General features: G+C 51.6%; 7 protein-coding genes. All 7 read right to left on the bottom strand.

All coding sequences use genetic code 11. The annotated features are described in order from the left end of the window. Positions 1 to 2,036 (bottom strand): fibronectin type III domain-containing protein (locus DFR60_RS30425; protein WP_207659534.1); only part of this gene is annotated, 2,036 nt, incomplete at its 3' end. A 431-nt stretch (positions 2,037 to 2,467) separates the two neighbouring features. Beyond that, a complete protein-coding gene (locus tag DFR60_RS14815) occupies positions 2,468 to 3,616 on the bottom strand; it encodes a glycerate kinase family protein (RefSeq protein WP_110323581.1) in 1,149 nt (382 codons plus the stop codon). A gap of 50 nt (positions 3,617 to 3,666) precedes the next feature. Further along, complete coding sequence (locus tag DFR60_RS14810; RefSeq protein ID WP_110323580.1) at positions 3,667 to 5,058, bottom strand: GntP family permease; 1,392 nt, start codon at positions 5,056 to 5,058, stop codon at positions 3,667 to 3,669. Positions 5,059 to 5,208: 150 nt separating this feature from the next. Continuing rightward, positions 5,209 to 6,387: a CdaR family transcriptional regulator gene (locus tag DFR60_RS14805; RefSeq protein WP_055658469.1), complete on the bottom strand. Its 1,179-nt coding sequence runs from the start codon at positions 6,385 to 6,387 to the stop codon at positions 5,209 to 5,211. Positions 6,388 to 6,406: 19 nt separating this feature from the next. Next, on the bottom strand, positions 6,407 to 6,931 hold the full coding sequence (locus DFR60_RS14800; protein ID WP_110323579.1) for a shikimate kinase: 525 nt from the start codon (positions 6,929 to 6,931) through the stop codon (positions 6,407 to 6,409). Next, positions 6,931 to 7,509 carry a flavin reductase family protein gene (locus DFR60_RS14795; protein ID WP_110323732.1) on the bottom strand — a complete coding sequence of 193 codons (579 nt, stop codon included), beginning with the start codon at positions 7,507 to 7,509 and terminating at the stop codon, positions 6,931 to 6,933. The genes DFR60_RS14800 and DFR60_RS14795 overlap by 1 nt, the downstream gene beginning before the upstream one ends. A gap of 34 nt (positions 7,510 to 7,543) precedes the next feature. Beyond that, entirely contained in the window at positions 7,544 to 9,214 is a 1,671-nt protein-coding gene (locus tag DFR60_RS14790; RefSeq protein ID WP_029467586.1) for a putative manganese-dependent inorganic diphosphatase, read from the bottom strand. Between the last annotated feature and the right edge of the window lie 455 nt (positions 9,215 to 9,669).

Here is a 9,669-nt window from a genome sequence, read left to right as displayed (position 1 = left end):
TACCAGTAGTCTCCTCCGAATTTTCCGGTCTTCTCTGTCATTCCCATGCTGCTGACATTCGGCACCTGGAAATGCTGGCTGTAGGCGCTGCTTCCCACGTCATGATTTCCCACGTTTACCGCTACCGGCAGCGACAGCAGCTCCTTCGGGCTTAAGTATCCCGCATACTGCGCCTCATTGCTGGCCGTGTTGACCTGATCTCCCGCGCTGATTAAGAAGCTGGTCTCCGGAAATGCCTTCATGGCCGTTTTCAGGGTATTCTCCCACCCTTCAGTATCCGTATCCGTGCTTCCCGCGCCAATCTGCGGATCGCCTGCAAGCAGGAAGTTAAATCCATTCTCATAATCCCGGGTTGTAAATTCATAAATATCGGACCAGGTTTCCCCGGCGCCAACCTGGTAAACATAAGCGGTATCCGGCTCCAGTCCTGTCATGACTGCCTGGAAGCTGTAGAACCCGGCGTCGTTTGCCTCCGTTCTTTCCGCCGCGAACTCGGAAGCCCGCTCCGGGAACGAATCTCCGTCCATATCCGCCTTTTCTGCGATTCTCACTTTGCCTACTTCCCCGATTGAGGAATACCAGGTAACAGCCGACTGTGTCTCATCATTCCATACCCCCAGGGAAATAGCCTTAAATGGCTTCGGTTGTGCAGCTTTCAGGGAAATGAAATCAAAATAGATGTCGGAGCTGCTGGCCCTGTCCTGATGAAGCTCTACCGCAATTGTATTTACACCGTCTCTCAGCATGGAAACGTCATTGATTGTGACAATATCATGGCTTGGAGCTGACAGCCCATTGGCCGAACCGTATGCCAGGTTCTTGTCATAGCCGCCCTCCGGTACCTGCCCCTCATAGACATTCTTTCCATTGATGTACACGATCACCGCGTCATCATAGGCGATTTCCGCCTCCAGCGCTTCCAGATCGGAGACATCGTTCAGATAGACATCCGTGCGGAAGAAATACGCGGGCACTGCCGTTTTCGTATCGTCAATGTAATGTTTTAACAGCGTATCCGGGATATATCCGCCTCCCAGGTCTGCAATCGCGCCTTTCTTGGCTCCGAAGCTTCCCTTTCCGGACTTCCACTGTTCATCCGCAAACTCCGTATGCGTCCATACGGTCCGGTCCTCACTGCCTTCCGCCGGATCGGTGTTGTTCTCCAGGTAGTTCCAAACCGTGCCCTCTGTCGTAATGAATTCATCCGATTCTGAGGCGGGTGTCCCTATTTCCAGAGAGCAGAAATCAAAGTAAATATCCGAGCTGTTGGCCCTGCCCTGATGAAGCTCTACCGATACAGTGTTGCTTCCCTCTTTCAGCATGGTCAAGTCCGTGATCTGGAACTTATCGTTAATCGGAGTACCCGCGTTTGTTCCTCCATACTCCAGATTCTGTGAATAGCCGCCCTCCGGAACACCGGCCCTGTGAACTTCCTCGCCATTGATATAGATGATGGCCGCGTCATCATAGAAGATCTCGCCGTTTAAGGCAGTAATGCTTCCGATATCTTCCAGTTCGATTGTCGTACGGAAGAAATAGGCCGGAATATCCGTACCTTCCGCCATATCCGGCCCTTCTATATACTGGGTCAACAGAGTATAGGGAACCAGGCCGTCTCCCAGATCCGCAATCTCACCTTTCTTCGCCCCAAAGCTTCCTCTCGCCTCTTTCCAGCCGGAATCATCGTAATCCGCGCTGGTCCAGACCAGTCTGCCGGTCTTTGACGATGCTTTGTTTTTGCCCGCCGCAAAACGATAAAATCCATATTTTCCCGATGCATTAGATGGCGATGCGTCAGAAGGTGACGCGTTGCTGGGGGTACCCGGCATTCCCTCTTCCGTGTCATCCGCTGCCGCCGGATCCGTATTATCGTCCAGATACCTCCATACGGTTTCTTCTGTCGATATCAGCCTGCTCGTCCGTACCTTCGCCCCTGGATCACGATCCGGCTGTACAGGCGCGCCAAATGCAGCCGTTATATTGCCCGCTGCCAGACAGGCGCTCAGTAAAAGAGCTGTCAACCTTTTTAGTTTCACACTCATCATTTCCTCCTTAAAAGTTTTTTTCATACTTATGTTAGCAGGAAATTAACTGAGCAAATACCTTATTGTTGTAAATGGTTTGTAAATTGTTTGTATAGGCGTAAATTTCACAACAAAGAGTCCGGCCCGCTAAACTTTTCGGTAACAAAAACGGCCGGAGCCAGAATGTGGTTCTTTCTCGGCTTTGAGGGTGGGGCGGCGCAGGGAGACTTCATATCCCAGTGTGCCGCCGTCTGGATACGAACCATAAAAACGGCCGGGAATGGCGAACACATGCAATTTGTGTCCGACAATCCCGGCCATTTTTATGGCGAGTAGAAAGCGGGGCGGACACGGGATATGAAGTCTCCCTGCGCCGCCCCGCCCTCAAAGCCGAGAAAGAACCACATCCTGGCCCCGGCCGCAATTCCTTTTATTTTACCCTATTATGATCTGTCCTGAAGTCTCATTCCCGCCTTTACCATACGGAATGCCCGCTCCGCCGCTCCGGCGTACAGCTCTTCCGCCCGTTCCAGCGCCTCATCGAGCCCCATGGCCCCGTTGATGGTGGTGATAATGCTGTCAATCCCGTGATCGAATATCATCTCCGCCTTATCGCCCATACCGCCGACGATGGCGATCGCCGGGATTCCCTTCTTCCGGCAGCGATTGCCGATTCCGCTGGGAACCTTTCCAAAGGCAGACTGCCAGTCGATTCTTCCCTCACCGGTTATGACCAGATCCACACCTTCCAGAAGTTCATCAAAATGAATCAGATCCAGCACCGTCTCGATTCCCGACTTCATCTCCGCCTTAAGGAATACACAGAATGCCGCTCCCAGACCGCCGGCAGCGCCGGAACCCGGAATCTGGTCCACATCGGTACCCATTTTCTCCCGGATCAGGGCCGCGTAGTGAATCATTCCCTGCTCCAGTTCATCTAATATCTCCGGAGAGCCGCCTTTTTGCTTTCCAAACGTATAGGTCGCTCCGTCAGGACCCGTTAAGGGATTATTTACGTCACACATTATGGTGAACCTCGCATCCTTCACTGCACTGTGAAGTCCGCTGATATCAATGTCCGCCACCCGTGCCAGATCGTTTCCGCATCCGGAAAGCTCCTCTCCGTTCTCGTCCAGGAAACGAATTCCCAGTGCACGCATGGCTCCCATGCCTCCGTCGTTGGTCGCACTGCCGCCGATCGCAATCGTAATATCCCGGCATTCGCGGTCAAGAGCAGTTTTAATCAGTTCACCCGTTCCGTAAGTCGTTGTAACCCTTGGATCTCTTTTATCGACAGGCACCATCGGCAGTCCGGATGCCGCCGCCATCTCGATGACAGCCGCACCGTTCCCCGTCTCGCCGTAACGGCTGACCACCTCTTCCATCAGAGGACCGTGTACGTCTACTTCGTGGATCGATCCGTGAAGCACGGATATGACAGCGTCGATCGTACCTTCCCCGCCGTCGGCCACAGGAATCCCCATGGTCTCGCAGTCCGGGAACACATTCTTCGCAGCCGCGTCCAGAAGCGTTATAATCTGTTCAGAAGACAGCGTCCCTTTAAATGAGTCCGATGCAAATAAAAATTTCATTGTCACCTCTCCTGTCATTGTAATTAGTAAAATACTTCAACCTGCCTCCATTATCTGAATACTACGGATAATAAGAAGATCCAAACCATGGATGCGATACCAAGTACGAGTGTACATAATGTCTGTGTCTTATATCCCTGTTCCGGCTCCATCTCACCGAAGTTGGTAACCACCCAGAAGTACGAGTCATTCGCGTGGGAAACCGTCATTGCTCCAGCGCCGATTGCCATTACCGCCAGTGCCGCACGTACCGGTGACGCGAGTCCCAGAACGCCCATGAGCGGTGCAAGGATACCGGCCGTAGTCGTGATGGCCACGGTGGAGGAACCCTGTGCGGATTTTAGGATAGCCGCAAGGATGAATGGGAAGAAGATGCCGATGCTTTCCAGTACAGCTGCGTTGGAAGTAATGTAATCAACCATGCTGGTAGAAGAAATCACTTTTCCAAGCACACCGCCGGCCGCTGTTACAAACAGGATCGGCCCTACTGTCTTTAAGGTATCATTGGTTACTCCGTAGAATTTATCCATCTTACCGGCCTGTGCCATCTGAATGACGCCAAATACGGTACCTACAGCCAAAGCGATAATCGGTGTTCCAAGGAATGTTGAGATATCGAATAAAAATCCGGTCCAGTGAGCCATGGAAGCGATTGAGCCGAGTGCCATAAGAACGATCGGCACAACGATCGGAGCCAGAGCGATAAATCCGCCCGGAAGCTTGCCATATTCCGCAACCAGCTGCTCGTAAGTCTTCGTTACTTCACTGCTGTCCGCCTCGTCTTTTGCCCGAACCTTCCTGCCGATGTATTTCGCATAGAAATAGCCGGCGATCAGCGGAGCGATCGATACAAGAACGCCCATTCCCATAACAAGGAGAAGGTTGTTTCCGATTCCCAGCGTGTTGGCCGCCGCGATCGGTCCCGGTGTCGGCGGAATAAATACGTGGGAAATGTAGAGACCTGCGGATAAGGAAACCGTCATCGCCACGCTGGAGGCCATGGTTCTCTTCACCAGCGCCTTACGGATCGGGTTCAAAATTACGAATCCGGAATCACAGAATACAGGGATCGACACGACCCAGCCCATCAGAAGCATAGCCAGCTCCGGCCGCTTCTTGCCAACCAGGCGGATTACCATGTCTGCCAGCTTAAATGCTGCTCCGGTCGCTTCCAGGATGCTTCCGATCAAAGCGCCCAGGATAATGACGATACCAATACTGGTAAATGTGCCGGAGAATCCGGCTCCGATCACATTGGCAATGCCCTGTGTCACACTGCCATCCTCCGCCGTCACATTCACGAGCGGAATGCCTGCAATCAGTCCCAGGATCAGAGACACCGTCATAATCGAGAGAAACGGATGAATCTTAAACTTGGAGATTGCCACAATCATAACAATGATTGCAATTACAAAAGCGATAATAAGCGGAAAACCAGTCATACCATGCCCTCCTTAATATTTGTGCACTTTGTCCTTTAAAATGCACGAAACACGTTTTAGTATGTGTATACTATACAATACTTAAGAAGGCACAGTCAACGTTCCTCAGAACATAAAATCATCACAATTTTTGTTTTCCAGCACATTCGCTTACCATTCTATCTCAACCTTTACATCCTGGAAAAACAGCATTGCCATATAAAAAACCGGAGCATTGCTGATCAGTCTCACGTCGTAGCCGGTAAGCTCCGCCAGCTTTTTCAGCTTGTACGTCAGCGTATTTTTGTGAATATACAGCGCGTCCGCAGCGGCTGTCAGCGATCCTTCCGCGGCGAAGTACGCCTCCAGGATATCGATCCATCCAGACAGCTCCTCATATGCGCAGTTTTGAAACAGCTTATGAATGTAGGCGATCTTCATCTGCTTGGAAATATCACCGGCAAACAGCTCCAGTGTCACCTGGTCATACGACCGGATATTGGAGGAGGAGATTCTCGCCGATCGCCACGCGCGGTTTGCCTGGCTGTACGCCGTCGGTATATCCTCAGACTTTCCGTCTATGCCGATAGCCAGTTTGATATGATACCGCTCCAGAACCATACCGGACAGTCTTTCCGCCAGCTCCCGAATCTGAGTGTCTGCGCACTGTTTGACCAGTATGATCTGGCGGCCTGTATTTCTCAGGATCATGTTGGTGGGAATGTACTCCACCACACTGGAGATATCATTCTCAATCTGCTCGATCAGCTTCTGTCCGTCCGCCGTGGATATATATTTCTCCAGCTTTCTGACGCTGACGACCATCACGCGCCGCGGCAGGCTGATATCGATTCCCAGGGTGTACCCCCGCTCCGCCAGAGCCTGGGATTTTAACAGGCCGTTTCCCAGAATCCAGTCCTCCAGAAAACGGCTCACAACTCTGGTCTTCAGACGTTTCTCATCCTGTTCCGAATTCTCACGAATCAGGATCTCCACCATCTTCTTAACAATTCTTCCGTAATCCTTTACCTGCTCATAACCGCCGGTAATACCGATGACCCCGACACACTCTCCCATATGGATAATCGGAAGATTTAACCCCACCCGGGTGGAGTTGGTCGCGCATTCAGGAGTTATGTAAAGCTCAGGAAGCTTCTCCCCGATCACTCTCACAGCGCCTTCATGCAGATGGCCGATCCGCGACTTATCCGTGCTCGCGATGATTACCCCGTTTTTGTCCATCATATTGATGTTCTGATGGACGATTCCACCGATATCATTTACTATGGCCTGCGCGCTGTGCCTCGTAAGCTCCAGTCCGTGCATGCCGGACAAATTCTCATTTTCCATAAGCTGCCCCGTTCCGTTGTCACGTTCTGAGTCCGTAGATGTCCTCCAGCATTTCCCTTAACTGATCGACCGTCTGCCCCGCATCCCTGCCCGTTTCATCCACGGTAATATCCGCGTATCTCTCATAGTACGGTACACGCTCCTCGTAGAGATCCCGAAGCGTCATCCCATCCTTCAACACGACGCCGCGGTCCACCAGATTGCCCAGCCTGGCTTCCACCGCCTCATAGCTGAGCTTTAAATAGACCACCGTGCTGATCTCTTTTAAATGTTCCATGGCTTCTTTCCCATAGATCACGCTGCCACCCGGCGCTATAATGCTTTTATGTACGGAAAGGCCGGCATTTATCCGGTTTTCCACCTCCATGAAACCGCCAAGCCCCTCTTCGGCTATGATCTCCTTTAACAGGCGGCCTTCCTTCTCCTGTATCACGATGTCCACGTCCACGAAGGAGTAGCCGAGACGTTTGGCAAGAAGAACACCCACAGTGCTCTTTCCCGAAGCCGGCATACCGATCAGTGTGATATTGTCCAGTTTCTGCATTATTTGTGCTTCCTTCCTTTCTTCTTCACCGAATACCCGAAGCTCCCCAGTTTTTTCCCCAGCTCAAAGTACCCGCCATGAGAGTAAGCCACCAGCCCGGTACTGTTTAAGTGGAATTTCCCGTTCTCATCCATGAACTTCTCGTTTACGGAGACGCCCACCACTTCCGCCAGGAACAAATCATGAGTCCCCAGTTTCTTCACTTCCGTCACGCGGCACTCCAGATTCACAGGACTCTCCCCAATCCCCGGCGCCTTCACAAATTTTGAGGGCGACGGTGTCAGCTTCATCTCTTTATATTTATCTGTGTCCCGTCCGGATTTCACACCGCAGTAATCCGCGGCGTACACCAGGTCCTTCGTAACCAGATTCACCACAAATTCCTTCGTTTCCGTCAGGATTGCATGGGAATACCGCTCCGGCCGGACGGAGATAGACAGCATGGCCGGAGAAGAACAGATCGTTCCCGCCCACGCGACCGTAATAATATTGGGCTTTTCGCCTTCCCGCCCGCAGCTTACCATAACCGCGGGAACCGGATACAGCATATTGCCCGGTTTAAAGTATTGTCTCGCCATCATAATTCCTTTCTATTACTAATTATGCAACGCCCTATGCCTGAACTGCCAGCATGATTCCCGGAATCAGCTGCTTCTTCCTGGATACCACGCCCGGCAGGCTGACCACGTGGTCCTTAACGCCTGCGCCCTCTTCCGAATACGTCCGGAATGCACCTGCGATCAGCTGCTCAGCCCCCTGGCCCTCACAGAGAAGCTCCGTGGACTCGGTTAAAATATTGGTCAGCATGAAGAACATCATATCCATGCCGTGCTCCTCTCTGGCCTTCGCCATGTACGGCAGCATGCGGTCCTTTAACTCTTCCAGCTCACCCGCGTTTAAGGAGCTGATCTGTCCCACGCCAAAGGAAACCTTTCCGACCGAGAACTTCTTGAAGTCCTGATAAAAGATCTCCACATCGGTCTTTCCCTTCAGATTGCTTCCAGCAGCAAACATGGAGGCTGCGTACGATTCCACTTCCACCCCGGCGATTTCAGCCAGATGGAGCGCCGCCCTCTTATCCACGTCGGTACAGGTCGGCGACCGGAACAGCAGCGTATCGGAAATGATGGCACTGCACAGCAGACCGGCGATCCACGGTTCGATCTCCACACGGTTTTCCTGATACATCTGATAGACGATGGTAGCGGTACAGCCCACCGGCTGATTGCGGAAAAATACAGGCGCGATGGTTTCCACCGTTCCCAATCTGTGGTGATCGATGATTTCCAGAATCTCGGCACTCTCCATGCCTTCCACCGCCTGGCTCTTCTCGTTGTGGTCCACTAAAATGATGCGTTTGCCCTTGGCTCCCAACAGGTTCCGGCGTGAAATCATGCCGCGGTATCTGCCGTTCTTATCGAGAATAGGGAAATCGCGGTGGCGTTTGCTCGCCATCACGTCCTTGATATCATCAATATAATCGTCCATTTCGAACGTAATTAATGCCTCTGTCTTCATAAAATAGCTGATCGGCATGCTCTGATTGACAAGACGGGCCGCCGTAAAGGTATCATACGGTGTCGTCATAACCGTACATCCGTGCTCCTGCGCCAGCTTCTTAATCGTCATGGAGACAGCCGCGCCCTCGCACACGATGATGCAGGCGGCGTCCATCTCAATTGCACAGAGCTGGGATTCGTACCGGTTCCCAAGAATGACCAAATCGCCCCTGGATATATAATACTCCATCATATCCGGATTTGCCGCCGCGATGAGAACCTTGCCCTCGCTGAAATACGATGTCTCATCACCCACGATCATGGCTCCTTCCAGGGTCTCCACGATATTGGCGTACTGCGTATTGGCCTTGGACAAAATGCTGCTGTCATAGACGTTCATATAGGATTTTGCAATGTCGCCGACGGTAATAAGCCCCTCCAGCAGCCCTTCCTCCGTGACAGCCGGAATGGTGACGACGTTCGCCTCCTGCATGATATTCCATGCTTTCTTTAAAGAAAGGTTCTTCTTCACGCCCGCCGTCTCCCTGATCTCGATATCACGGACCTGCGTTTTGACGTTCTCGATAATCTCCGGGGCCTCCACATTGAAATGCTTTAAAACAAACTGTGTCTCTTCATTAACTGCCCCGGCCCGTCCCGGCTGGTAGTTCTCCCCCGTAACGCACCGTTTTAAGTTGGCATAACAGATGGCCGAACAGATGGAATCCGTGTCCGGATTCTTGTGGCCGATAACAATGGTTTTTCTGCTTATTTTCTCTCCCATGAAGCCTCCTTCTATTTTTCATAATCTGTTTACATGAAGTTCATATTTTATTCACATGTATTTTTTATACTAAATGCATAGGAAATCATTTATGCGAATTGATTATATCGTCAAATTGCACATAGATTTTTCATAATTGCCCCGGTTGCTCGTCGACCGGGGTCTCCTCATTTTTATGGGGATTTTTTGCGTAACAGGAAAGCGCTCCTGGGAAGGTACTTTTACTGCCCGCGTGTTCATTATAGCACAGAATTTCATGAAAATCACAGGAATTCCGCCATCTTCTTCGGATGGATGGTGGATTGCAATATAGTATACCATATCCGTAAAAATTGTAAACATCCGGTAACTGCACAAATAAATAAAGAGTCCGGCTCGCCGGACTCTCGCGCCGGAGCGCGGTCGCTTCAGCGGCCATATTTCCTTAGCGCGGAGTGCGCATACCCCGGAGGGTT

The organism is Hungatella effluvii (assembly GCF_003201875.1).
In the GTDB taxonomy this organism is placed as follows: Bacteria; Bacillota; Clostridia; order Lachnospirales; family Lachnospiraceae; genus Hungatella; species Hungatella effluvii.
Note: the sequence above shows the minus strand (reverse complement) of the source record. Positions and strands in the feature narration are given on the sequence as shown.